Here is a 22529-nt window from a genome sequence, read left to right as displayed (position 1 = left end):
GTCCGCGCAAGACTGGCCGCCTAGTCTTGCGCGTACTCGTCCGGGAGATTCCCATGGAACCCGTAAACCTTTTTGATCTCGCCACGCGTCAGTCGCAATGGCTGGCGGTGCGCCAGTCGGCGATCGCCTCCAACATCGCCAATGCCAACACGCCTGGCTACACCGCCAATGACGTCGAGCCGTTCGAAAAGCTCCTCGATCGGACCGCGGTGACGTTGGCCGCCACGCAGGCGGGCCACCTTGGCTCCGAAACCGCCAATGCCGGCTTCAACGTGAAGCCGGAAGACCCTGACGGCGCGATCATGCCGTCGAAGAACACCGTCGTTGTCGAACAGGAGTTGATGAAGGCCGGCGAGGTCCGCCGCTCCTTCGAGCTCAACACGGCAATCGTCAAGGCCTTCCATTCGATGATGACGATGGTGGTGAAGAGCTGAGCATGGATGCGCTGACTGCAGCCCTCAAAGTCGCGGCATCCGGCCTTGGCGCCCAGTCGGAGCGCCTGCGCGTGGTTTCGGAAAACCTTGCCAACGCCCAGTCGACCGGCAACACGCCCGGCGCCGATCCCTATCGTCGCAAGACGATCACCTTCCAGTCCGAGGTCGACCGCGCAAGCGGCGGCTCGCTGGTGGAAGTCAGCTCGATCTCTCGCGATCCCTCGGACTTCCCGATCGAATTCCAGCCCGGCAACGAAGCCGCCGACGCCAAAGGGTACGTCAAGATGCCCAATGTCAACACGTTGGTCGAAATGGCCGACATGAGCGAGGCGAACCGCTCCTATGAAGCCAACCTGCAGGTCATCAAGCAGGCTCGCGATCTGATTTCCATGACCATCGACCTTATGAGGAACCAGTAATGATCGGCGGTATCGGGGCAATACAATTCAAGACAGCGGTTGACGGAGCGGGGTCTGCGTCACCGAACCTGCTGCCAGGCGGCGTCGGAACGCAGGCCGGCGAAAGCGTCGGCAGCACCTTCGCCGACGTCCTTAGCCATGCGGCGACCAAAACGGTCAACACGCTGCAGGGCGCCGAGCAGATGTCGATCCAGGCCCTGAAGGGCGATGCCGATACGCGCCAGGTTGTCGATGCGGTGCTGAGCGCCCAGCAGGCGCTGCAGACCACCATCGCGATCCGCGACAAGGTCGTCTCGGCCTACCTCGAAATCAGTCGCATGAGTATCTAGGACAGCGTCATGAAAGCACTTGCCATCGCCGCCACCGGCATGAATGCCCAGCAGACCAACCTGGAAGTCATCGCCAACAACATCGCCAACATCAACACCACCGGCTACAAGCGGGCGCGGGCCGAATTCTCCGACCTGCTCTACCAGGTCGACCGCACGCAAGGCGTGCCTAACCGTTCCAACACCTCGCTGGTGCCGGAAGGCGTCTCGATCGGCCTCGGCGTCAAGACGACGGCGGTCCGCAACGTCCACACGCAGGGCGAACTGGCCAGCACCGGCAACAGTTTCGACCTGGCGTTGACCGGCAGGGGCTGGTTCCAGATCGAGGGGGCCGACGGCGGCACGCTCTACAGCCGCGCCGGCGCCTTCAACACCAATGCCACCGGCCAGCTCGTGACGGTGGACGGCGCCAACGTCATCCCGGCCATAACCGTGCCGACCGACGCCATCGAGGTGATCGTCAACAAGACCGGCCAGGTCTTTGCCCGCTTGGACGGTCAGACCAACCTCCAGCTTCTCGGCCAGCTCCAGATCGCCAACTTCGCCAACGAGGCGGGCCTGGCGCCGCTCGGCGACAACCTCTTCCAGGAAACGGCTGCCTCGGGTCCGGCCAATGTCGGCGTTCCGGGCGATCCTGGCTTCGCCACGATCCAGCAGGGTTATCTGGAGTCCTCCAACGTCGATCCGGTGAAGGAAATCACCGAGCTGATCTCGGCGCAGCGCGCCTACGAAATGAACTCCAAGGTCATCCAGGCCGCCGACGACATGGCCTCGGTGGTCTCCAAGAACATCAGGTAACGGATGATGGCCGAGCCGATCTCCTGCGCACTGCGCCGCGCCGCGCTGGCCGCCATTCTGGTGGGCGCCGGCATGCCGGCTTTCGCGCAGGACCCGACCGGCCAGTCGGCAAACCAGATCGCCGCCGGCCAATCCGTCGGCGAGGCCGTGCTGATCCCCAACCGGGTCATCTATCCCGGCGAGACCATCGAATTCGCCTCGCTCAAGCAGGTGACGCTCATCCCCGGCAAGCACAAGCCGGACGGCATGGCGACGCGCTCCGAGGAGCTCCAAGGCAAGGTTGCCAAGCGCACGCTTCTGCCCGGCCGCTATATCCCGGTCACCGCCATCCGTGACGCCTGGCTGGTCGAACAGGGCGCTTCCGTGCAGGTCTATTTCACCGCCGGCGCGCTGACCATTTCGGCGGCCGGCGTCACGCTGCAACCCGGTGCCGCCGGCGACCAGATCAAGATCCGCAACATCGACAGCGGCAAGATCATTTCCGGCACGGTGATGGCCGACGGCACCATCAAGGTCGGCGCTTCGTGATGCGCGCCTTTGTCCTTCTGCTGAGCACGGCCATTGCTCTTCAGCCAGCGCTGGCGGACGGGCTGACGCCCAAGGCCAAGCGCGAGCTGGCGCAGAAAAGCGGCGGCGTCTACGACGATCCGCAATACGATCCGGCCACGACCCAGCGCATGTTCCGGGTCTCGACCGGGCCAAGCACGCTGCCGCCCGGCCAGGTCGCCGCGCGCATCAAGGACATCGCCCAGCTGCAGAGCGCGCGCGACAACCAGCTCGTCGGCTACGGCCTGGTCATCGGCCTTGCCGGAACCGGCGACAGCCTGCGCAACTCGCCGTTCACCGAACAGTCGATCCGCGCCATGCTGGAGAATCTCGGCATCGCCACCGAAGGCGGCAGCGCGCGCGCCAAGAACGTGGCCGCCGTCATCGTCACCGCCAACATGCCGCCCTTCGTCCAGTCGGGCAGCCGCATCGACATCGATGTATCCTCGATGGGCGACGCCACCTCGCTTGCCGGCGGCACGCTGGTGATGACGCCGCTGAAGGCGGCCGATGGCGAGATCTATGCCGTCGGGCAAGGCTCGGTGATCGTTGGCGGTTTCACCGCCCAGGGCCAGGCCGAGCAGTTGACTCAAGGGGTGCCGACCGCCGGACGCGTGCCGAACGGCGCCATCACCGAGCGCTCGGTGCCGGCCGAGTTCGACGACCAGGGCGTGTTGACGCTGCAGCTGCGCAATCCCGATTTCTCCACCGCCATCCGCATCGCCGACGCTATCAACGACTACACCTCGCAGCGTTTCGGCATGCGGGTCGCAGCCGAGCGCGATGCCCGCACCGTGCAGATCAGGCGGCCGAAGAATATTTCCGCCGCGCGGTTCTATGCCGAGATCGAGAATCTCGTCGTCGAGTCGGATGCCCCTGCCCGCGTCGTCATAGACGAGCGCACCGGCACCATCGTCATCGGCAGCAATGTCAGGATCTCGCGCGTGGCGATCAGCCACGGCACGCTTACCGTGCGCATCACCGAAGCGCCGAAGGTGGTCCAGCCGGAACCCTTCTCCAGGGGCCAGACCGCGGTCGAGCCTTTCACCGCCATCGAGGCGAGCCGGCCCGACGCGCGCGTTGCCGTGCTCGACGGTCCCGACCTCGAAACGCTTGTCTCCGGCCTCAATCGCCTCGGCGTGAAACCCGACGGCATCATCGCCATCCTGCAAGGCATCAAATCGGCCGGCGCCTTGCAGGCCGACCTTGTTCTCCAATAGGCACGCCGATGATCAAGCTCCTCTCCTCGAAGACGCACCGCCCCTTCACAATGATCGCAGCTGTGGCAGCAGCCGCGCTTCTTGGCAGCGCTTCCGTCGGCGCGGAGGAAATTCGGCAGGTTCTGCCCGGTGGACAGGCGCCGGCCCAGTCGGCGGAACTCACGCGCGAGAAGGAGCCGGTCCAGCCGGCGGCACTCGCAGGCGGCAAGGCTCCCGACGAAAGCGAGATCCAGCGCTTCTGCTCCAACATCGCGGACGCTGCGCGCGACCGCCGCTACGCTCTGCAGGCCGAGGAGCTGAAGCAGCTGCAGGCCGGCATCGACGAGCGCATGAAAGCGCTGGAAGCAAAGCGCGCCGAATACGAGGAATGGCTGAAGCGCCGCGAAGTGTTCCTGGCGCGCGCCGAGGACGGCGTCGTCAAGATCTATGCCGGCATGAAGCCCGACGCCGCCGCCGAACGGCTGGCGATGGTCAACGCCGAGCTCGCTGCGGCCATCCTGATGAAGCTCGATTCGCGCAAGGCCGGCGTCATCTTGAACGAAATGGACCAGAAGGCGGCGGCGACGCTCACCGGCATCATGGCCAGCGCGGCGCGAAGGGTTGATCCGTCATGAAATTGAAGTTCCTTGTCCTCGTCGCGGTCGCGGCGCTGTCCGGCTGCGGCACCAATTTCAAGGAGATCGGCAGGGAGCCGGCCTTGTCGCCGGTCGGTTCCGGCATCGGCGACGGTGCCTCCGGGCCTTACAGCTATCCCGAGCCACCGGCCTCGCGGCCGAAAAAATTTTCGCTGTGGGACGACCGCCAGAGCCGGCTCTTCACCGATCCGCGCGCGCTGCGCGCCGGCGACATCCTGACCGTCAACATCAAGCTCAACGACAAGGCCAATTTCAAGAACCAGAACGATCGCAGCCGTACCGCGGCACGCAAGCTCGGCTATGACGTCAATCTCGGTTGGGAAAAGGCAAGCACCAGCGGCAAGGGCGATGCCGGCCTGAGCTCCAGCACCGAGACCAATGCCGACGGCGAGATCAAGCGCTCGGAGAATCTCGAACTCAACGTCGCGGCCGTTGTCACCGATGTGCTGCCCAACGGCAATCTGATGATCAGGGGCTCGCAGGAAGTCCGCGTCAACTACGAACTGCGGGTGCTGACCATCGCCGGCATGGTGCGTCCGTCCGACATCGGTGCGGAGAACACCATCCCCTACGAGCGCATCGCCGAGGCGCGCATCTCTTATGGCGGCCGCGGCCGCGTGAGCGAGGTCCAGCAGCCGGCCTATGGCCAGCAGGTCCTCGACCAGGTTCTTCCTTTCTAGGGCCGGGAGCGAGCAACGGTGGCGAATGTCGAGCAGGCCCAGCCCAAGAAGGGACCTTCCCTGGTGATCCAGCTCGCCATGCTGCTGGTCATGACAGGTGCGGCCGTCGGCATGGGCTGGGTTTCCGGCGGCTATCTCAAGCAGGGTGAGACTCCGGCGCCGGTGCCTGCGGCGCCGGGAAACGCCGGCACCGCGGAAAAGTCTGCCGAAGCCGGCAAATCGGCGGCCGGACCGGCGCTGGTTCAGCTGGCGCCGATCACCACCAATCTCGCCTCGCCGTCGGACGTCTGGATCCGGCTGGAGGCGTCGCTGCTCTACGATAGCCCACAGCCGCCGGAAATGACCGAGCAGATCCACCAGGATCTGCTCGCTTACGTGCGCACGCTCAAGCTGCATCAGATCGAGGGGGCCAGCGGCTACCAGCATCTCAAGGCCGATCTCGAGGAGCGCGCGACGCTGCGCAGCGGCGGCCACGTTAAACAGGTTCTTGTCAGGACGATGCTGCTCGAATGAGAAAGTTCCTCATAGCCACTGCGCTCATCGTCGTCACCACATCCGTCGCCGCGGCGCAGCAACTCGATCTTGGCGGCATCGGCAAGGCCGACGGCACGACCGTCGGCTATCTGATACAGATGTTCGGCCTGCTCACCGTACTTTCGGTGGCGCCGGGCCTGCTCATCATGGTGACGAGCTTCACCCGCTTCGTCATCGCCTTCTCGATCCTGCGCGCCGGCATCGGCCTGCAGTCGACGCCGGCAAATCTGATCCTGATCTCGCTGTCGCTGTTCATGACCTTCTATGTCATGGCGCCGACCTTCGACCAGGCCTGGAACACCGGCGTGAAGCCGCTGATGGACAATCAGATCACCCAAGCCGAGGCGTTCGAGAAGATCTCCGGCCCGTTCCGGGACTTCATGCTGCACAATGTGCGCGACAAGGATTTCGATCTCTTCGCCGACCTCGCCCGCGAGCGCGGCCAGACCGTGTCGCGCGAGACCGTCGACCTGCGCATCCTGGTCCCGGCATTCATGATCTCGGAAATCCGCCGTGGCTTCGAAATCGGCTTCCTCATCGTTTTGCCGTTCCTCGTCATCGACCTCATCGTCGCCACCGTCACCATGGCCATGGGCATGATGATGCTGCCGCCGACGGTGGTATCGCTGCCGTTCAAGATCCTGTTCTTCGTGCTGATCGACGGCTGGAACCTTCTCGTCGGCAGCCTGGTGCGGTCCTTCACCTGACTCCGCAAAAAAGCCTGACGCCGGATACTGGCTCGAATTTTAAGCAATATATTTTCGATTAACCCTGCGATTTAGGTCTTTGGTAGGGTCTGGTCCGCATATTGCTCGCAGATGGCGGGTGATCGGGTTCCACAGATCATTGGCATGATGCCGCACCGTCATACCGGACATGCCGGTATGTCAAAAAAATCCGTGTAAAAACAAGGTACGAGTACCATGGCCAGTATCATGACCAATGCCTCGGCGCTGACCGCGCTGCAGAGCCTGAACGCCACCCAGAAGAACCTCGACACCACCCAGGCCCGTATCTCGACGGGTTACCGCGTCTCCCAGGCTTCGGACAACGCCGCTTACTGGTCGATCGCCACCACGATGCGTTCCGACAACCAGGCCATGTCCACCGTTTCGGACGCGCTCGGCCTCGGCGCCTCGAAGGTCGACACGGCCTACACCGGCATGGACAGCGCGATCACCACCATCAACAAGATCCAGCAGAAGCTGACCGCATCCTACGGCCAGACGGACGCCTCCAAGGAAAAGACCCAGGTTGAAATCAAGGCTCTTCAGGATCAGTTGAAGGCCTATGCCGATGGCGCCACCTTCTCCGGCACCAACATGCTCTCGGTCAACAGCGGCGCCACCGCCACGACTGCGGCCGACGTCAAGATCGTTTCGGCCTTCAACCGCAGCGCCACCGGCGCGGTTTCGATCTCGACGATCGACGTCAACGTGGAAAGCATCAAGCTGTATGAGGCCGGCGCCGCTGCGGGCGTGACGAAGGGCATTCTCGATGCCGACCGCCTCGGCATCGATGGCACCGTCCAGACGGCGGCGTCGAACCCGACCCTGGGTGCTGCCGCAGCGGCCACCGACACTTATTCGGTCGCCACCATGAAGATCTTCTCCGGCACCACCGCTGCTAGCGATACTCAGATCCAGCAGATGATGAACGTCGTCGATGCCGCGCTCAAGTCCATGACGAACGCCGCCACCAAGCTCGGCGCCGCCAAGAGCTCGATCGACCTGCAGAAGACCTTCACCTCGAGCCTGATGGACTCCATCGACCGCGGCGTCGGCCAGCTCGTCGATGCCGACATGAACAAGGAATCGACCCGCCTCCAGGCGCTGCAGGTTCAGCAGCAGCTCGGCGTCCAGGCGCTTTCGATCGCCAACGGCTCGTCGCAGTCGATCCTGTCGCTCTTCCGCGGCTGATCGCCCTAAAACAGCTACGCCAGACAATCGGGCCGCGCCAAAAGCGCGGCCCGATTTGCGTTGGAGCGGTTCCCGACCGTTCACACTTGTGCTCTAAAGCGCGTCGCGCTGAACCGGATTCAGGCGACGCGCTTTAAGTCCTGGTTTTTATGCATGTCGTTGTCCCGGAACCGCGTACACTTCTGGGCGACATGCATTAGCTCAAGGCTCGCGCAACCCTCGTTCCTTAACCTCTCGAAAGCCTGCTTTTAACAGGCCATTAACCATATCGAGCTAGGTATGGTTAACCAATGACTTCGGTTGTCGAATCGGCCCGACCAGCACGATCGCAACCGATGGGCAGGCCAGACCCGGCCTGCGTGGCATGCCGGCTTTTGAGAAGGAGCGAGTTTCTTGGCGAGCATCATGACGAACGCTGCGGCGTTGACTGCACTTCAAAGCCTCAACGCCACCAACAAATCGCTTGAGCAGACGCAGGCCCGAATCTCGACCGGCTACAGGGTCTCAGAGGCCTCCGACAATGCCGCCTACTGGTCGATCGCCACTACGATGCGCTCCGACAACTCGGCGCTGTCGACCGTGCAGGATGCGCTCGGCCTCGGCGCCTCGAAAGTCGACACCGCCTACACCGGCATGAACAACGTGCTGGACACGATCGGCAAGATCAAGACCAAGCTGCTGTCGAGCGTCGGCCAGTCGGATGCCAACAAGGCAAAGACACAGACCGAAATCACCGCGCTTCAGGCGCAGATGAAATCTTTCGCCGATGCCGCCACCTTCTCCGGTTCGAATTTCCTTTCGGTGACGTCCAAGCAGGTCGCCGCGGCCAATGACGGCGTCCAGCCAGACGCCAAGATCGTTTCCTCCTTTAACCGTTCCTCGTCCGGCGCCATCTCGCTCGGAACCATCGACATCGATATCGAGAGCACCAAGCTGTTCGATTCCGGTCTTGCCGCCGACGTCAAGAACCAGGGCATCCTCGATCGCAAGACCTCGATATATTCCACGGCCGCAGACCAGTCCGCGTATGACACGGCCTATGCGGCCTCGATCGCCGCCGGCAACACCGACATCGCCGCCAACACCGCCGGCCAGGCCGCTGTGACGGGCACCCCCGTCAAGATCGACAATGTCTCCGCTTTCAATCTCGACATCACGGCAGCGGGCGTGACCGACGACATCATCACGCAGATGGTCACCAAGATCGACAACGTCATGAACCAGCTCACCAACTCCGCCACCGTGCTCGGCTCAGCCAAGAGCTCGATCGACCTGCAGAAGACCTTCACGCAGAGCCTGATGGATTCCATCGATCGCGGCGTCGGCCAGCTCGTCGATGCCGACATGAACAAGGAATCGACCCGTCTTCAAGCCCTGCAGGTGCAGCAGCAGCTCGGCATCCAGTCCTTGTCGATCGCCAACAGCTCCTCGCAGTCGATCCTGTCGCTGTTCAAGAACGGCTAAGCCACTAGATCCACTTCGACCGACGAGAAAGGCCGCGTCTGAAGCGCGGCCCTTTTCGTTGGTGGAGAGGAAATCACCCGTTCAGTATTTTGCTCGCTCTTCGATGGCGCAGCTATCATCCTCGCACAAGCTTCGCGGTCTAGTCTTCCGGCGGACAGTCGTGCTGGGAGCCGTTGAATCGTGCCGGAACAGATCCAGAGCATCATCGCGAATTTGAAGAGCTTCGGCGTGAGGCGACTGGCGCTCATGGGCGGCATCGCGGCCCTGGTCATGGCCGTCATCGGCATCGCCTCCGTCTATCTCAACCGGCCGGCCTATGAGACGCTCTATGTCGGCCTCGAGCGCTCCGACGTGAACCAGATCGGCCTGGTGCTGGCCGATGCCGGCATCGGCTTCGATGTCGGTTCCGACGGAACCTCGGTGCTGGTGCCGGCCGGCACCACCGCGCAGGCGCGCATGCTGCTTGCCGAAAAAGGCCTGCCGACCAGCGCCAATGCCGGCTACGAGCTGTTCGACAATGTCGGTTCGCTCGGCCTCACCTCCTTCATGCAGCAGATCACCCGCGTGCGCGCTCTGGAAGGCGAGATCGCGCGCACCATCCAGTCGATTTCCGGCGTCAAGGCGGCCCGCGTCCACATCGTCATGTCCGAGCGCGCCAATTTCCGCCGCGACGAACAGCAGCCTTCCGCCTCGGTGGTCATCCGTTATGCCGGCAGCGACGCCGAAAAAAGCGCCATGTCGATCCGCCACCTCGTCGCCGCAGCCGTTCCGGGCCTTTCGGCCGACAAGGTCACCGTGCTCGATTCCAACGGCAATTTGCTGGCCGCCGGTGACGATCCTTCAAACACGAGTGCCGCCCGCACGCTCGGTGTCGAGCAGACGGTCGAGGCGCAGATCGGCGACAACATCCGCCGCGCGCTGGCGCCTTATCTCGGCCCCGACAATTTCCGCGCCAGCGTGAAAGCCGACGTCAACACCGACACCCGCCAGACCGAGGAAACGATCTTCGATCCGAACTCGCGCGTCGAGCGCTCGGTGCAATCGGTGAAGACCAACGAGGCCAGCAACCAGAAGCAGGCCTCGACCCCGACCAGCGTCGAGCAGAACCTGCCCGAGACCCAGACCACCACCACCGAGGGACCGCAATCGACCTCGCAGAACGACCGCAAGGAGGAGATCACCAACTACGAGATCAACTCGAAGAAGATCGCCACCGTCTCCAACGGCTACACGGTCAACAAGATGTCCATCGCGGTCGTCGTCAACCAGGATCGGCTGAAGACCATCCTCGGCAAGGACGCGACGCCGGAGCAGATCGCCAAGCGCGTCGCCGACATCCAGAAGATGGTGGCCTCGGCGACCGGCTTCGACGACAAGCGCGGCGACATCATCGACGTGTCGGCGGTCGAGTTCATCAACGGCCTCGACGGTGAGCCGATCGATCAGCCGGGCATCCTCGCCTCGATCGGCACCCATACCGGCACGCTGATCAATGCCGGCGCCTTCATCGTCGTCGTTTTCCTGGTGGCCTTTTTCGGCCTGAAGCCGATGGCCGCGGCGCTCACGGCATCGGCGAAGCCCGCGGCCATCGCCGGCCCAAGCTTCGACGACGTGCAGCGCTCGCTGCCGACACCCGATGCGCCGGTCGCTGCGATCACCGCCGAGGCCCCGGCCAGTGCCCTGCCCGGCGCGCGCGCCGGCGCAACCCCGCTCGATGATCTGCGCCAGAAAATCCGGCCGGCGCCGCAGGAGCGGCTTGCCCGCATGGTCGACCTCAATGAGGAGCGCACCGCGCAGATTCTGCGCAAATGGGCAGCAGTGCCGGAAGCCGTGGGTTAGGCCATGGCCTCGGCAGCCCTCTTCGATCTCCTGCCCGATTTTGGTTCGCGGGCCTCAGCAGCCAACCAGGCGCCGGCCGCGCGCGACGCCGAACATATGCCGGCCGCGCCGCCGCCGCAGGCCGACATAGGCGCGCTGATCGCCGAGGCGGTGGCCGACGCGGAGGCGGCGCTGGAGACGCGCCTCGCGCTCGCCCATCAGGCGGCGCTCGACGCCGAGCGCCAGGCCAATGACGATGCGGCGAGGGCTTTCCTTGAAAGCTTCGGAGGCGATCTCGGCACCGCTGTCGCCACGCGGATCGAGGCCATGGAGCAGCGCGTGGCCGAGCTTGCCGGCGCGACCGTCGCCCGCATCGTCGGCGGCCTTCTCAGCGACGACCTGCAGCAACGGTCGCTCGCGGCCCTTTCGCGCACCATCAGCGCCGCGGTCGCCGACAACGAGGCCGTCCGCATCGGTGTTCGGGGACCGCTCTCGCTGTTCGAGCCGCTGAAGGCGGCGCTTGGATCCCGCGCCGCCAATCTCGACTTCACCGAGGCGCCGGGCTTCGACCTGACCGTCACCATTGACGAAACGGTGTTCGAGACACGTATCGCCGAGTGGTCGGCGTCATTGTCGGAGGTTCTGTCATGAGCGCCATCGACCATGCCGAACCCCGGCACGAGATCATCATCGTCAAGCGCAATCACGACGGTCATGACGACGATCACCATGGTGGCGTGTGGAAGATCGCCTTCGCCGACTTCATGACGGCGATGATGTGCTTCTTCCTCGTCATGTGGTTGATCAACGCCGCCAACGAGCAGACCAAGGCAGCCGTCGCCAGCTATTTCAATCCGGTCGAGCTGATCGACCGCAATTCCAGCCGCAAGGGTCTCGAAGACCTTGGCGACGGCCCTAGCAAGGTCGGCCTGACCTCGGACAACCCGCAGGACGGCGCGACCAAGGCGGGCGATGACGGCAAGGGCGGCGCCGGCTCGTCCGAACGCCGGCAGACCAAGGACGGGGCGCAGGACGCCCAGCTCTCCGATGAAAAGCTGTTTGCCGATCCCTATGCGGTGCTGGCCGAGATCGCCGCCGACACGGGGGTGATGCAGAACGTCAGCGCCAAGGGCGAAGGCGGTGCTCAGGCGGCCGGCCCGGCGACCGGCGCCTCCGGCGGCGAATCCTATCGCGATCCGTTCGCGCCGGATTTCTGGTCGCAGCAGGTGGCGGCGCCTGTTGCCGAGGCCACCGCCGAGCGCGCCAGGATCGAAGGCGATCCGGCCAAGCCAGGCGAGAAGGCCGCGACAGTCGCGGTGCCGAAGGTGAAGGCCGTTCCGGCTGCTCCTCCACTGACGGCCGCGCCATTGGAGCCGCTGGCGGCCCCGCAAAAGACCGACGCCAAGAACGGGCAGGAAGCCGTGCACGGCAAGGCCGAGAAGCCATCGAGCGAAGCGGCCAGGGGCGGGAAAGCCGAAGCCGACAAGCGTGAGCTTGCGGCTGGAGACACCAAGGCAGAAGCAGCGAAGGCGGAAAAGGCTGAACCGGAGCAAGCCGCCGACAAGGGCGACAAGGCGCCAAGCAAAGCCGCTATTCAGGAAGCGGCGGATATCAAGAAGGAACTCGCCAAGGCATTCCTGCCTGGCGAAAAGCTCGCCGATGGCGTCTCGGTCGAAGCCACCGACAAGGGCGTCGTCATTTCGATCACCGACCAGCTCGATTTCGGCATGTTCGAGATCGGCTCGGCCATGCCGCGCCGCGAGCTGGTGCTGGCGATGGAAAAGATCGGCCACATCATCAACGAGAAGAAGGGCACCATCACAATCAGCGGCCACACCGACGCGCGGCCGTTCCGCAGCGACACTTACGACAATTGGCGGCTGTCCACCGCGCGCGCCCATTCGGCCTACTACATGCTGGTGCGCGGCGGCGTCGACGAGAGCCGCGTCACCGAGGTCGCGGGCTTCGCCGACCGGCAGCCAAAGATCGCCTCCGATCCGATGGCCGCCGCGAACCGCCGCATCGAAATCCTGATGGCGGCTGGCGGATGAGGGGCGGAACCGTCATCGGCGGCGCGATAGCGCTTCTCCTCGCCGCCGGGTCGCCATCGGCGGTCCTCGCGCAGGACGCGCTGCAGCCCTATCAGCTGGTGCGTTCGCTGCAGCTGATCCAGGACCGCATTGCCGGCGGCGATCATGCCGCGCTGCCGATGCAGGCAAAGCTCCTCGAAATGATCGACGCGCGGATGCGCGATGCGAATGCCGAGGATCTCAACGAGCCTAAGAATTTCCGCGCTTTGCTGGTCTATGGCATGAGCGGCGGCAATCCGGTTACGGTCGCGGCGGCGGCTTCGCGCGCGCTAACCGATCCGCAAAGCGTCGCCATCGCCAAGGGTGTCGTCGCCTATCTGAACGGGCGGCCGGCCGAGGCGATCGAAATGCTGAAGCCGATCGATCCGATGGGCGTGCCCGCCGACATCGGCGCCTTCCTGGCGCTGGTCAAGGGCTCACTGCTAGCGACCGACGATCCTGCCCAGGCGCTCGCTCTGCTGGACGAGGCGCGCCTGCTCAGCCCCGGCACGCTGGTCGAGGAGGCAGCGCTTCGCCGCTCCGTGGGCATCGCGGCCGCGCAGGGCGACGCCGCCCGTTTCGCGCTGGCTTCGACCCAGTATGTCGCGTCCTATCTCTATTCGCCTTACGCCGGCCAATTCGCCGATGCCTTTGTCTCCGGCGTCATGACGCTGCATATGGCGATCAGCCAAGACAAGATCGCCGACATCACCTCGATGATGGATTCCGAGCGCGAAAAGGTGATCTACCTGCGCATCGCACGCCGCGCCGCGATCGACGGGATGACGGAGCTGTCGGCTTTCGCCTCGGCCAAGGCGGAGCTGGGCCGCAACGGCAATAGTAACCAGGACGACCCTCGCACCCAGCTCTATTCGAGCCTTTCCACCATGACATCGGCCAGCGTCGATGAGGTGCGCGCCAAGCTTGGCAGGATCGACCGTGGTAAGCTCTCGGAAAGCGACCGCGCCTTGCTCGACGCCGCGCGGGCCGTGGCCGGCGAGGTTGTGGCGCCGGTGAAGTCGGCGGCCAGGAACGAAGCCGCGCCTGCTGTCTCGGCAAAGAGCGACGATGCGAAATCCACGGCCGAGGCCTCGGCCGATGCGGCCAATGCAGACCTGCCTCCGGTGGAAGGAGCGATGCCCGACCAGCCGGCGGTTGCGGCAGGTGGTCAAGCCAAGGACGTGCCGCCCGCGGCTTCGCCGCCTCCTGCCCTGCAACCTGCGCAACCCATCGCTGCAACGCTGGCGGCCGCTCCGGTACAGGCCGACGCCGCACCCGTGGTGCCGGCATCCGTGCCGGCGACTACCCCCGATGCCCACGATCCTGTCGATGCGGCGGTGGCCAGCACGCGCCGTCAGCTCGACCAGATCGACCAACTACTCGGAGCAGCCCCAAGATGACCAGCGTCAACCAGACCCTGCCGGGCTTTGCTTCGACCCAGTCCCAGCCCAGGCAGCATGCTGCCGGCGGCAAGGATGGGGATCAGGATTTCGGTGAGATGGTGCAGGGAACCGAGAGGCCTGATCGGCCGCAGGACAGGCACACGAGCGGACCGGTCGTGCCGGACGCTCATCCTGCAAAGCGATCGCCGGCCAGCGACGGCAAGGAGGAGCCGGACCCGCAGAGGAAAACCGGCTCACAGAAAGCAGCGACGGGAAAGTCCGCGAAGACCGACGGCCAGGCGAAGCCAACGGCGAGCAAGGATACAACGGCGCAAGCCGGCGATTCCGCGCCGCTACGGGACCGCTTGCCGTTGCTGATGGCGCTGAGCGACATGAAGCATTTCGCGCAATCGTCGGGCACGGGCAGCAAGACTTCCGCCGACGGTGAAGAGGGTGCCGGCGAGCATGGCTCGCCGGAACTGCGACTGCGGGCTGGCAAGCGCGCGGCGCTCGACAACTCCGCCGAGCCGCTGTCGCGATCCGCCCCCTCGACAATGGCGGAAGGTTCGGGGGCCGATTTCGGCCAGGAGCCGGCAAAGGCGAAAGTGGCCTTGGATATGCCGGGCCGGCGCGATGCCGAAGCCTTGCCGGTGCAAGGGGATGAGCCGCAGGCCGACAGCGCATTGCCGCCGCAGGGCTGGCGGCCGACCTCCGCTTCCAAGGCTTCGCAACAGTCGCAATCCATGCAGCAGGCACCGGCCAAGCCATCTTCTTCGGCCGGGCGCATGGAAGTCGTCAGCCAGCAGAGCTTTCCGGCGCCGGCGCAAAACCCGGTCAGCCAGACGGCATCGGCGCTGGTTGAAGCGCTTGCCTCCGACAAGGGCGTCCAGCAGGCCTTTGCGAGCGCCTCGGCAGGCTTGCAGACGACCAACTCTGTTGCCGTTCCGACACATGTGCTGAAGATCGAGCTCCACCCTTCGGAGCTCGGGTCGGTCACCGCCAGCCTGCGGCTCTCGGGGGAGCAACTGTCGATTGAGATGAAGCCCGAGACACACGAGGCATATCGTCGTCTCACCGCCGATAGCGATGCCATCATCAAGTCCATGCGCAGCCTCGGCTTCGATGTCGACAAGGTTACCATTCTGCAACCCTCGATAGCAGCACACGCAGCCAGCCGCGCCGACGCGAACAGCGCCATGCCGATGTCGACGGGTCGCCACCAGCCTTCGTTCCAGCCCGGGAACTCGGGCGGCAACAGCGCGGGCGGCGGCCGGCAACCGGGAAGGAACGAGGGCAATGGCGCACAGGAATTCGGGCGTGCCGCTTCGCCTGTTGGCGAGCGCGCTGGCGACGATATGTTTATCTAGTTTCGCCGCCGGCACGGCCAACGCCGCCGCCAATCCCTGCGAGCCGGAGATACTGCGCGCCGCCGATCGCTACGGGGTGCCGGCCGGGATTCTCTATGCGGTCGGCCTGACCGAGACTGGAAAGAAAGGCAGCCTTCAACCTAATGCCTTGAATATAGAAGGAAAAGCCGTCTTTCCGCGCAACCGCGGTGAAGCGCTCGCGACATTCGAGAATGCTCGTCGCGAGGGCAAGACGTTGATCGACCTCGGCTGCATGCAGATCAACCACCACTATCATGGCGATCATTTCCGCAGCGTCGAGGACATGCTCGACCCGCATCAGAACGTCGACTACGCGGCACGTTTCCTGGCCAGCCTGCACGCCCGGCATGTGACCTGGTCGATGGCTGTCGCCCGTTACCATGCCGGCCCCGACAACGACCCCGCGCAGAAGGTCTATGTCTGCCGCGTCATCGCCAATATGGTCGCCACCGGCTTCGGCAAATGGACGCCGAATGCCAACGCCTTCTGCAATCAATAGTTGCTTCATCCTGAATGCCGATCGGCCTTCGCCGGCCTATCCGCCGGCGCCAATATTCGCTCGCCAACAGTTGGCGCGAACACACCTGCACAACCGCTTTTATTACGGCTCCCAAAAAAACTCCCAAGAAAATAGCTACAAGAAATGATGGTTTTTCAGGATTCGTCGAGCCGGGTACCCCTTTCCGCACGGGGCAAATGAAATGATTCGGAGGGCGGGCCGATGATCGTGATCGTTGACGAGCGAGAGCTCGTGACTGAGGGCTACTCTTCACTTTTCGATCGCGAGGGGGTGGCCACTGCCGGCTTCGCGCCAGGGGAATTCGGCGAATGGGTGAGTTCCGCCGCCGACACCGATCTCAGATGCGTCAGGGCCTTTCTCATCGGCGACTGCCGCGAGGGTGCGATATCGCCGCGCCAGATCCGCGACCGCACCGGCGCGCCGGTGATCGCGCTCAGCGAACACCATTCGCTCGAACATACGCTGCGGCTGTTCGAAAGCGGCGTCGACGACGTCGTCCGCAAGCCTGTCCATATCCGCGAGATACTCGCTCGTATCACCGCCATCCGCCGCCGCGGCTCCGAAGAGGTCGCCTACACCGAAGTCGGCTCGATGCGAATCTTCATGGATGGTCGCGATCCGGAGATCGACGGCGAGCCGCTGCCGCTGCCGCGGCGCGAGCGGCGCATCCTGGAATATCTGGCCAGCAACCGCGGCCGGCGCGTGACCAAGACGCAGGTCTTCAACGCCATCTACGGCATCTTCGACGAGGAGGTCGAGGAGAACGTGGTGGAGAGCCACATCTCGAAGCTGCGCAAGAAGCTGCGTGAGAAGCTCGGCCGCGACCCGATCGATTCCAAGAGGTTTCTCGGCTACCGGCTCGTGTTTTGATGGCCGTCCAAGGCACATCCCGCGCCAGCCTCGCGCAAGACACGAGGCATAGCTTTATGGCCTCCTACCCAGGCACTGCGGAGATGTATCGATGAGCCTCTACGGAATGATGCGAACCGGCGTTTCCGGTATGAACGCGCAGGCCAACCGCCTCTCCGCGGTGGCCGACAACATCGCCAATTCGGACACCACCGGCTACAAGCGCTCTTCGGCCGAGTTCTCGACACTGATCATGCCCGGCACCGGCGGCGCCTATAATTCGGGCGGCGTGACGACGGCGATCCGCTCCGCCGTCAGCACGCAAGGCGTCATGACATACACCACCTCGGTGTCCGACCTTGCCGTTAACGGCGACGGCTTCTTCGTCGTGCAGGATGCCAGCGGCACGCCCTACCTCACCCGCGCCGGCTCCTTCGTACCGGACGCGCAAGGCCGGCTGGTCAATGCGGCAGGCTACCAGCTCATGGCCTACAGCTACGCCAATGGCGAGCCGGCCGCGACCGCCAACGGCTTCGAAGGCCTCGTGCCGGTGCAGATCTCGGACCAGGAAATGACGGCGACGCCGAGCACCGAAGGCACCTTCGGCGGCAACCTGCCCGCGGGCGCCACCCCGCCCGCCGGCCCGCTGCCGTCCACCAACAGCGCGACCGCCGAATACACGTCGAAAACCTCGCTGGTTGCCTATGACAATCTTGGCAACAAGAAGCTCCTCGACGTCTACTTCACCAACACCGGCGCCGGCACGTGGCAGGTCTCGGTCTTCGATCAGTCGAAGGCAACGCCCGGCACTTCCTTCCCCTACACCGGCGGCGCACTGGCATCGACGAACCTCACCTTCGACACCACCACGGGCAAGCTCACCGGCGCGACCAACAGCATCTCCTTCACCGTGCCGGGCGGCTCGACGCTTGACCTCGATCTCTCCAAGCTGACCCAGCTCGGCACCGGCTTCACCGTCGCCGACGCCAAGGTCAACGGCAACGCGCCGAGCTCCATCCAGAAGGTCCAGATCGGCCAGGACGGCGTCATCTACGCACAGTTCGAGGACGGCTCGACCAAGGCGCTGTACAAGATCCCGCTGGCCGACGTTCAGAGCCCCGACAACCTCACCGCCATGCCCGGCAACGTCTATGTGCAAAGCACCGATTCCGGCGCGGTTCACATCGGCTTTGCCAATGAAGGCAAGCTCGGCTCCATCGTCTCCGGAGCGCTCGAAAACTCTAACGTCGATATCGCCGAGGAACTGACCAACATGATTGCGGCGCAGCGCAGCTACACCGCCAATTCCAAGGTCTTCCAGACCGGTTCGGACCTGATGGACGTCCTCGTCAACTTGAAGAGATAAACGACGGGCGCCGCCCGTGAAAGATCAGCATGTCGCTTTCCTCCGCACTAAGCATTGCCCAGTCGGCGCTCCTGGCCACGTCCAAGCAAACCAGCGTCGTATCGCGCAATGTGGCCGATGCGTCGAACCCGGACTATACCCGCCGCATCGCCGTGGTAACCAGCACGGCACCCGGCGCCAGGGCGGTGGAAATCCAGCGCGCCGCGAATGATCTGCTGTTCCGCCAGAACCTTTCGGCGCTGTCGGCATGGAGCGGCCAGAGCGCGCTTTACAACGGCATGGATCAGCTCGATCTCTCGGTCAACGGGGTCGACAACGCGTCGTCCCCCTCGACGGCGATCGCCAATCTGCAGCAGTCCCTGCAGCTCTACGCCACCACGCCGTCGAACCAGAACCTCGGCACCAGCGTCATCGACGCCGCCAAGCAGGTGGTGAATTCGCTGAACAGCGGCACCAAGGCGATCCAGGATTTCCGCACCCAGGCCGACAGCCAGATCGCCACCGCCGTCAACGACCTCAACTCGCTGCTCAGCCAGTTCCAGGATGCCAACAAGGCCGTCATCTCGGGCACACGTTCAGGCACGGACGTATCCGATGCGCTCGACCAGCGCGACGCGCTTCTGAAGAAGATATCGGAATATGTCCCGGTCTCGACCTTCACGCGCGGCGACAACGACATGGTCATCACCACCAAGGACGGCTCGACGCTGTTCGAGACCGTGCCGCGCTCAGTGACCTTCGCGCCGTCGGCCGGCTACTCGGCCGGCACGCCCGGCAACACGATCTACATCGACAACGTGCCGGTTTCGGCGGGCACCAGCGACGGCACCACCGCCGACGGCAAGCTTGCGGGCCTGCTGAAGCTGCGAGACGGTGTCGCTTCGACCATGCAGAGCCAGCTCGACGAAATCGCGCGTGGCCTTATCACGGCATTTGCCGAGACCGCGCCATCGCAGCCCAACGCGACCGGCCTGTTCACCTGGTCCGGCGCGCCGGCAATTCCGGCCGCTGGCACCCTGGTCAACGGTCTCGCCGGCTCGATCAGCGTCAACGCCGCCTTTGATCCGAGCGCCGGCGGCAATCCGGCGCTGCTGCGCGACGGGGGCGCCAACGGCGCGGCCTATGTCGCCAACACCAGCGGCGGCGCATCCTATTCGGACCTCCTGATCGGCTACGGCAACAAGCTGGATCAGCCGATGGCCTTCGATACCTCGGCTGGCATCACCGTCAGCTCCGGCGTCTCCGACTATGCGGCCAATGCCATCGGCTGGTTCGAAGGCGTCCGCCAGCAGGCCTCGACCAATGCCGACAGCAAGCAGGCGCTGGCCGCACGCACGGCCGAGGCGCTATCCAACGACACTGGCGTCAATGTCGACCAGGAGATGTCGCTGCTTCTCGACCTGGAGCACACCTATCAGGCCTCGGCGCGTATGATGAAGACCGTAAGCGATATGCTGGACGCGCTGATGAGCGCGGTAGGATAATTCATGAAAGCGACAGCCGTTTCCTCAGCCGCCATCTCCAATGCCTTGCGCTACCAGCAGGCGCGCATGCAGGCCGACCTCGTCAAGGCGACAACGGAATCCTCGACCGGCAAGGTGGCGGATGTCGGCCTGGCGCTTGGCGGACGCACGACCCAGGCCGTCACCTTCCAGCGCGATCTCGACAGGCTGAACGGCATCGTCGATTCCAACGCGCTCGTCACCGCGCGCCTGACATCGACCCAGAATTCGCTCGGCCAGATCGCCGCTACCGCGCAGAGCTTCCTGTCCGCGCTGACCAGCGGCGTGTCGGGCGACTCCTCGACCAATATCCTGCAGACCGCCGGCGCCTCGGCGCTGCAGCAGATGACGGGCATCCTGAACACCAGTGTCAACGGCGAATATTTGTTTGCCGGCACCAACACCGACGTCAAGCCGGTCGACGATTTCAGCGCCGCCGGCTCGCCGGCCAAGGCCGCATTCGATGCCGCCTTCACCAGCTATTTCGGCTTTACCCAGACCGCCCCGGCGGCAGCCAACATCACCGCCGCCCAGATGGACGATTTCATCACCACCAAGGTCGAGCCGCAATTCCTGGGCGCCGGCTGGCAGACCAACTGGTCGAGCGCCACCGACGATCAGATCACCAGCCGTATTTCGCTCAACGAAACCACCCAGACCTCGGTCAACGCCAACGAGCAGGGCATCCGCAAGCTCGCCATGGCGGCCGCCATGGTCAGCAGCCTGGTCACCGGCGGCATCAGCGAGGCCGCCCAGAACGCGGTCGTCAGCCGCGCGCAGGCGCTTGTCGGCGAAGCCATCGGCGGCATTACCCAGTTGCGAGCCGAAACGGGCATCGCGCAGCAGCGCGTGTCCGATGCCAGCGACCGCATGAAGACCCAAGTCGACCTCTTCGAGAAGCATATCGTCAATCTCGAAGGCGTCGATCCGGCGGAAGCCGCTACCCGCGTCGCCGACCTGACGCAGCATATCGAGACGTCCTTCGCCTTAACCGCGCGTCTACAGCAGCTCAGCCTGCTCAACTATCTGACCTGAACACATAAACCGGAACGCCAGAGCGCCGACGATGTATCAATTCTCATACGCCGACATCCAGACCGACTCCGTCGCCGATGCCAAGGACCGGGAGCGGCAGTTGCTCACCAGATCGATCGACATGCTGGCCGCGGCCGCCGCCGTCGGCAGCGACTCGATGGAAGCGGTCGAGGCGCTGCACTTCACCAACCGCGTCTGGACCACCTTCGTCGAGGATCTCGGCTCCAGCGACAACGCCCTGCCCAAGGAGCTGCGCGCCAACCTGATCTCCATCGGCCTGTGGCTGCTGCGCGAAACGGAAGACATCCGCCAGGGCCGCACCAACAATTTCGAAGGATTGATCGAGGTCTCCCAGATCATCCGAGACGGCATCCAATGACCAACACGCTGAAGATTTCGCTGAAGCCCAACGAGAAGATCTATATCAACGGGGCGGTGATCCGCGTCGACCGCAAGGTCACCATCGAGCTGATGAATGACGTGCAGTTCCTGCTCGAAAGCCATGTCATCCAGGCCGACCAGGCCTCGACGCCGCTCAGGCAGCTTTATTTCATCGTCCAGATCATGCTGATCAACCCGATAGGCGCCGCCGAGGCGCGCGACATGTTCCGCCGCTCGCTGCCGATGCTGATTGCCAGCTTCGAGAACCAGGACATCTGCAAGGGCCTGAAGCAGATCGACCGCATGGTCGGCGAGGACGATATCTATGAGGCGCTGAAGGCGATCCGCGCGCTCTATCCGCTCGAGCGCAAGGCGCTCGAGGACAATGACGACATTCCCGAAACGCCCCGCGCATTGGCTGTAGGAGCATAAGATGGCCGTCGACATGACGACAGCGATCCCGGTTGGCGCCAACCAGGCCAGCCAGCAGACCTCGAAGACGGCGGTAGACTACCAGTCGTTCCTGAAGCTCTTGATCGCCGAGATGAAGAACCAGGATCCGACCAAGCCGATGGATTCGACGCAGTATGTCGCGCAGCTCGCCACCTTCTCCCAGGTCGAGCAGTCAGTGCAGACCAACACCAAGCTCGATCAGATCATGCAGTCTTCGGCATTGTCACAGGCCGACGCCCTGATCGGTCGCTCGATCACCTCGGCCGACGGCAAGACCACCGGAACGGTGGCTTCGGTGACGCTCTCCAGCAGCGGCCTGATCGCGGTGCTGCAGGATGGCACACAGGTCCCCGTTGGGGCAGGTGTGTCGATCAAGCCGGCCAGCTAATGCATATCGCCCGGAAGTGTGCAGCGGTTCTGGGACAACGACATGCATCAAAACAAAGACTTAAAGCGCGTCGCCTGAATCCGTTTCAGCGCGATGCGCTTTAGGCTGTCGATCAACGCGGTGCCCGCATGAACGAGGCCGACGCCCTCGATATCGTCCAGTACGCGGTGTGGACGGTTCTTACCGCTTCCGCCCCCGTGGTGCTGGTGGCGATGGTGGTCGGCATCGGCATCGCGCTCATCCAGGCGCTGACCCAGATCCAGGAAATCACCCTGACCTTCGTGCCGAAGATTGTCGCCATCATGCTTGTGGTGGCGCTGACCGGCCCCTTCATCGGCAGCCAGATCTCGGCCTTCGCCAACGTCATCTTCGAGCGCATCGAACACGGTTTCTGACGCGA

At 64.2% G+C, this 22529-nt stretch carries 26 protein-coding genes; all 26 read left to right on the top strand.

Annotated features, from left to right (window positions below):
* Window positions 1–53: 53 nt before the first annotated feature.
* The 26 genes from flgB (at window position 54) to fliQ (ending at window position 22524) form a co-directional block, all read left to right on the top strand.
* Window positions 54–434 carry a flagellar basal body rod protein FlgB gene (flgB, locus tag RFM98_RS15965; RefSeq protein WP_320309761.1) on the top strand — a complete coding sequence of 127 codons (381 nt, stop codon included), beginning with the start codon at window positions 54–56 and terminating at the stop codon, window positions 432–434.
* A gap of 2 nt (window positions 435–436) precedes the next feature.
* Complete coding sequence (gene flgC, locus RFM98_RS15960) at window positions 437–853, top strand: flagellar basal body rod protein FlgC (RefSeq protein ID WP_320212446.1); 417 nt, start codon at window positions 437–439, stop codon at window positions 851–853.
* Window positions 853–1182: a flagellar hook-basal body complex protein FliE gene (gene fliE, locus RFM98_RS15955; protein WP_320309760.1), complete on the top strand. Its 330-nt coding sequence runs from the start codon at window positions 853–855 to the stop codon at window positions 1180–1182. Before flgC ends, fliE begins: the two co-directional genes overlap by 1 nt.
* Before the next feature lie 9 nt (window positions 1183–1191).
* On the top strand, window positions 1192–1980 hold the full coding sequence (gene flgG / locus RFM98_RS15950; protein WP_126059625.1) for a flagellar basal-body rod protein FlgG: 789 nt from the start codon (window positions 1192–1194) through the stop codon (window positions 1978–1980).
* Between the two features lie 6 nt (window positions 1981–1986).
* Window positions 1987–2508: a flagellar basal body P-ring formation chaperone FlgA gene (gene flgA, locus RFM98_RS15945; protein ID WP_320309759.1), complete on the top strand. Its 522-nt coding sequence runs from the start codon at window positions 1987–1989 to the stop codon at window positions 2506–2508.
* Window positions 2509–2657: 149 nt separating this feature from the next.
* Complete coding sequence (locus RFM98_RS15940) at window positions 2658–3746, top strand: flagellar basal body P-ring protein FlgI (protein ID WP_320309880.1); 1089 nt, start codon at window positions 2658–2660, stop codon at window positions 3744–3746.
* An 8-nt stretch (window positions 3747–3754) separates the two neighbouring features.
* A complete protein-coding gene (locus tag RFM98_RS15935; protein WP_320309758.1) occupies window positions 3755–4360 on the top strand; it encodes a MotE family protein in 606 nt (201 codons plus the stop codon).
* Window positions 4357–5061 carry a flagellar basal body L-ring protein FlgH gene (flgH, locus tag RFM98_RS15930; RefSeq protein WP_320309757.1) on the top strand — a complete coding sequence of 235 codons (705 nt, stop codon included), beginning with the start codon at window positions 4357–4359 and terminating at the stop codon, window positions 5059–5061. Before RFM98_RS15935 ends, flgH begins: the two co-directional genes overlap by 4 nt.
* Before the next feature lie 18 nt (window positions 5062–5079).
* Window positions 5080–5574, top strand: a complete 495-nt coding sequence (locus RFM98_RS15925; RefSeq protein ID WP_320309756.1) for a flagellar basal body-associated FliL family protein — start codon at window positions 5080–5082, stop codon at window positions 5572–5574.
* The gene (gene fliP / locus RFM98_RS15920; protein ID WP_040997123.1) at window positions 5571–6302 is read left to right on the top strand and encodes a flagellar type III secretion system pore protein FliP; all 732 of its coding nucleotides are present in this window, start codon (window positions 5571–5573) and stop codon (window positions 6300–6302) included. The genes RFM98_RS15925 and fliP overlap by 4 nt, the downstream gene beginning before the upstream one ends.
* Before the next feature lie 216 nt (window positions 6303–6518).
* Complete coding sequence (locus tag RFM98_RS15915; RefSeq protein ID WP_320309755.1) at window positions 6519–7514, top strand: flagellin N-terminal helical domain-containing protein; 996 nt, start codon at window positions 6519–6521, stop codon at window positions 7512–7514.
* A gap of 393 nt (window positions 7515–7907) precedes the next feature.
* Window positions 7908–8978: a flagellin N-terminal helical domain-containing protein gene (locus tag RFM98_RS15910; protein WP_320309754.1), complete on the top strand. Its 1071-nt coding sequence runs from the start codon at window positions 7908–7910 to the stop codon at window positions 8976–8978.
* 180 nt (window positions 8979–9158) lie between these two features.
* The gene (gene fliF, locus RFM98_RS15905) at window positions 9159–10817 is read left to right on the top strand and encodes a flagellar basal-body MS-ring/collar protein FliF (RefSeq protein WP_320309753.1); all 1659 of its coding nucleotides are present in this window, start codon (window positions 9159–9161) and stop codon (window positions 10815–10817) included.
* Window positions 10818–10820: 3 nt separating this feature from the next.
* Window positions 10821–11447, top strand: coding sequence for a hypothetical protein (locus tag RFM98_RS15900; RefSeq protein ID WP_320309752.1), 627 nt, complete (start codon window positions 10821–10823; stop codon window positions 11445–11447).
* Window positions 11444–12847 (top strand): MotB family protein, encoded by a 1404-nt coding sequence (locus RFM98_RS15895; protein ID WP_320309751.1) that lies wholly within the window; start codon window positions 11444–11446, stop codon window positions 12845–12847. Before RFM98_RS15900 ends, RFM98_RS15895 begins: the two co-directional genes overlap by 4 nt.
* Entirely contained in the window at window positions 12844–14265 is a 1422-nt protein-coding gene (locus tag RFM98_RS15890; RefSeq protein ID WP_320309750.1) for a MotC family chemotaxis protein, read from the top strand. The genes RFM98_RS15895 and RFM98_RS15890 overlap by 4 nt, the downstream gene beginning before the upstream one ends.
* Window positions 14262–15614, top strand: a complete 1353-nt coding sequence (gene fliK / locus RFM98_RS15885; protein ID WP_320309749.1) for a flagellar hook-length control protein FliK — start codon at window positions 14262–14264, stop codon at window positions 15612–15614. Before RFM98_RS15890 ends, fliK begins: the two co-directional genes overlap by 4 nt.
* The gene (locus RFM98_RS15880; RefSeq protein WP_430682313.1) at window positions 15565–16134 is read left to right on the top strand and encodes a lytic transglycosylase domain-containing protein; all 570 of its coding nucleotides are present in this window, start codon (window positions 15565–15567) and stop codon (window positions 16132–16134) included. The genes fliK and RFM98_RS15880 overlap by 50 nt, the downstream gene beginning before the upstream one ends.
* A gap of 222 nt (window positions 16135–16356) precedes the next feature.
* The gene (locus RFM98_RS15875) at window positions 16357–17025 is read left to right on the top strand and encodes a response regulator transcription factor (RefSeq protein WP_320309748.1); all 669 of its coding nucleotides are present in this window, start codon (window positions 16357–16359) and stop codon (window positions 17023–17025) included.
* A 91-nt stretch (window positions 17026–17116) separates the two neighbouring features.
* On the top strand, window positions 17117–18370 hold the full coding sequence (locus RFM98_RS15870; RefSeq protein ID WP_320309747.1) for a flagellar hook protein FlgE: 1254 nt from the start codon (window positions 17117–17119) through the stop codon (window positions 18368–18370).
* Window positions 18371–18399: 29 nt separating this feature from the next.
* Window positions 18400–19854, top strand: a complete 1455-nt coding sequence (flgK, locus tag RFM98_RS15865) for a flagellar hook-associated protein FlgK (RefSeq protein ID WP_320309746.1) — start codon at window positions 18400–18402, stop codon at window positions 19852–19854.
* Window positions 19855–19857: 3 nt separating this feature from the next.
* Window positions 19858–20907: a flagellar hook-associated family protein gene (locus RFM98_RS15860; protein ID WP_320212465.1), complete on the top strand. Its 1050-nt coding sequence runs from the start codon at window positions 19858–19860 to the stop codon at window positions 20905–20907.
* 31 nt (window positions 20908–20938) lie between these two features.
* The gene (gene flaF, locus RFM98_RS15855; protein ID WP_320212466.1) at window positions 20939–21286 is read left to right on the top strand and encodes a flagellar biosynthesis regulator FlaF; all 348 of its coding nucleotides are present in this window, start codon (window positions 20939–20941) and stop codon (window positions 21284–21286) included.
* Window positions 21283–21720: a flagellar biosynthesis repressor FlbT gene (gene flbT / locus RFM98_RS15850; RefSeq protein ID WP_320309745.1), complete on the top strand. Its 438-nt coding sequence runs from the start codon at window positions 21283–21285 to the stop codon at window positions 21718–21720. The genes flaF and flbT overlap by 4 nt, the downstream gene beginning before the upstream one ends.
* Before the next feature lies 1 nt (window position 21721).
* A complete protein-coding gene (gene flgD, locus RFM98_RS15845) occupies window positions 21722–22129 on the top strand; it encodes a flagellar hook assembly protein FlgD (protein ID WP_320309744.1) in 408 nt (135 codons plus the stop codon).
* A 128-nt stretch (window positions 22130–22257) separates the two neighbouring features.
* The gene (gene fliQ, locus RFM98_RS15840) at window positions 22258–22524 is read left to right on the top strand and encodes a flagellar biosynthesis protein FliQ (protein ID WP_320309743.1); all 267 of its coding nucleotides are present in this window, start codon (window positions 22258–22260) and stop codon (window positions 22522–22524) included.
* Window positions 22525–22529: the final 5 nt, after the last annotated feature.

It is taken from the genome of Mesorhizobium australafricanum (assembly GCF_033977265.1).
GTDB classification, from domain to species: Bacteria; Pseudomonadota; Alphaproteobacteria; order Rhizobiales; family Rhizobiaceae; genus Mesorhizobium; species Mesorhizobium australafricanum.
This window is presented reverse-complemented; position numbering and strand designations above follow the sequence as displayed.

What these genes read in the sequence shown, in the direction of transcription:
- flgB (WP_320309761.1), top strand. Translation starts at nt 54, where the DNA reads ATGGAACCCGTAAACCTTTTTGATCTCGCCACGCGTCAGTCGCAATGG.
- flgC (WP_320212446.1), top strand. Translation starts at nt 437, where the DNA reads ATGGATGCGCTGACTGCAGCCCTCAAAGTCGCGGCATCCGGCCTTGGC.
- fliE (WP_320309760.1), top strand. Translation starts at nt 853, where the DNA reads ATGATCGGCGGTATCGGGGCAATACAATTCAAGACAGCGGTTGACGGA.
- flgG (WP_126059625.1), top strand. Translation starts at nt 1,192, where the DNA reads ATGAAAGCACTTGCCATCGCCGCCACCGGCATGAATGCCCAGCAGACC.
- flgA (WP_320309759.1), top strand. Translation starts at nt 1,987, where the DNA reads ATGGCCGAGCCGATCTCCTGCGCACTGCGCCGCGCCGCGCTGGCCGCC.
- RFM98_RS15940 (WP_320309880.1), top strand. Translation starts at nt 2,658, where the DNA reads ATGTTCCGGGTCTCGACCGGGCCAAGCACGCTGCCGCCCGGCCAGGTC.
- RFM98_RS15935 (WP_320309758.1), top strand. Translation starts at nt 3,755, where the DNA reads ATGATCAAGCTCCTCTCCTCGAAGACGCACCGCCCCTTCACAATGATC.
- flgH (WP_320309757.1), top strand. Translation starts at nt 4,357, where the DNA reads ATGAAATTGAAGTTCCTTGTCCTCGTCGCGGTCGCGGCGCTGTCCGGC.
- fliP (WP_040997123.1), top strand. Translation starts at nt 5,571, where the DNA reads ATGAGAAAGTTCCTCATAGCCACTGCGCTCATCGTCGTCACCACATCC.
- RFM98_RS15915 (WP_320309755.1), top strand. Translation starts at nt 6,519, where the DNA reads ATGGCCAGTATCATGACCAATGCCTCGGCGCTGACCGCGCTGCAGAGC.
- RFM98_RS15900 (WP_320309752.1), top strand. Translation starts at nt 10,821, where the DNA reads ATGGCCTCGGCAGCCCTCTTCGATCTCCTGCCCGATTTTGGTTCGCGG.
- RFM98_RS15895 (WP_320309751.1), top strand. Translation starts at nt 11,444, where the DNA reads ATGAGCGCCATCGACCATGCCGAACCCCGGCACGAGATCATCATCGTC.
- RFM98_RS15890 (WP_320309750.1), top strand. Translation starts at nt 12,844, where the DNA reads ATGAGGGGCGGAACCGTCATCGGCGGCGCGATAGCGCTTCTCCTCGCC.
- fliK (WP_320309749.1), top strand. Translation starts at nt 14,262, where the DNA reads ATGACCAGCGTCAACCAGACCCTGCCGGGCTTTGCTTCGACCCAGTCC.
- RFM98_RS15875 (WP_320309748.1), top strand. Translation starts at nt 16,357, where the DNA reads ATGATCGTGATCGTTGACGAGCGAGAGCTCGTGACTGAGGGCTACTCT.
- RFM98_RS15870 (WP_320309747.1), top strand. Translation starts at nt 17,117, where the DNA reads ATGAGCCTCTACGGAATGATGCGAACCGGCGTTTCCGGTATGAACGCG.
- flgK (WP_320309746.1), top strand. Translation starts at nt 18,400, where the DNA reads ATGTCGCTTTCCTCCGCACTAAGCATTGCCCAGTCGGCGCTCCTGGCC.
- RFM98_RS15860 (WP_320212465.1), top strand. Translation starts at nt 19,858, where the DNA reads ATGAAAGCGACAGCCGTTTCCTCAGCCGCCATCTCCAATGCCTTGCGC.
- flaF (WP_320212466.1), top strand. Translation starts at nt 20,939, where the DNA reads ATGTATCAATTCTCATACGCCGACATCCAGACCGACTCCGTCGCCGAT.
- flbT (WP_320309745.1), top strand. Translation starts at nt 21,283, where the DNA reads ATGACCAACACGCTGAAGATTTCGCTGAAGCCCAACGAGAAGATCTAT.
- flgD (WP_320309744.1), top strand. Translation starts at nt 21,722, where the DNA reads ATGGCCGTCGACATGACGACAGCGATCCCGGTTGGCGCCAACCAGGCC.
- fliQ (WP_320309743.1), top strand. Translation starts at nt 22,258, where the DNA reads ATGAACGAGGCCGACGCCCTCGATATCGTCCAGTACGCGGTGTGGACG.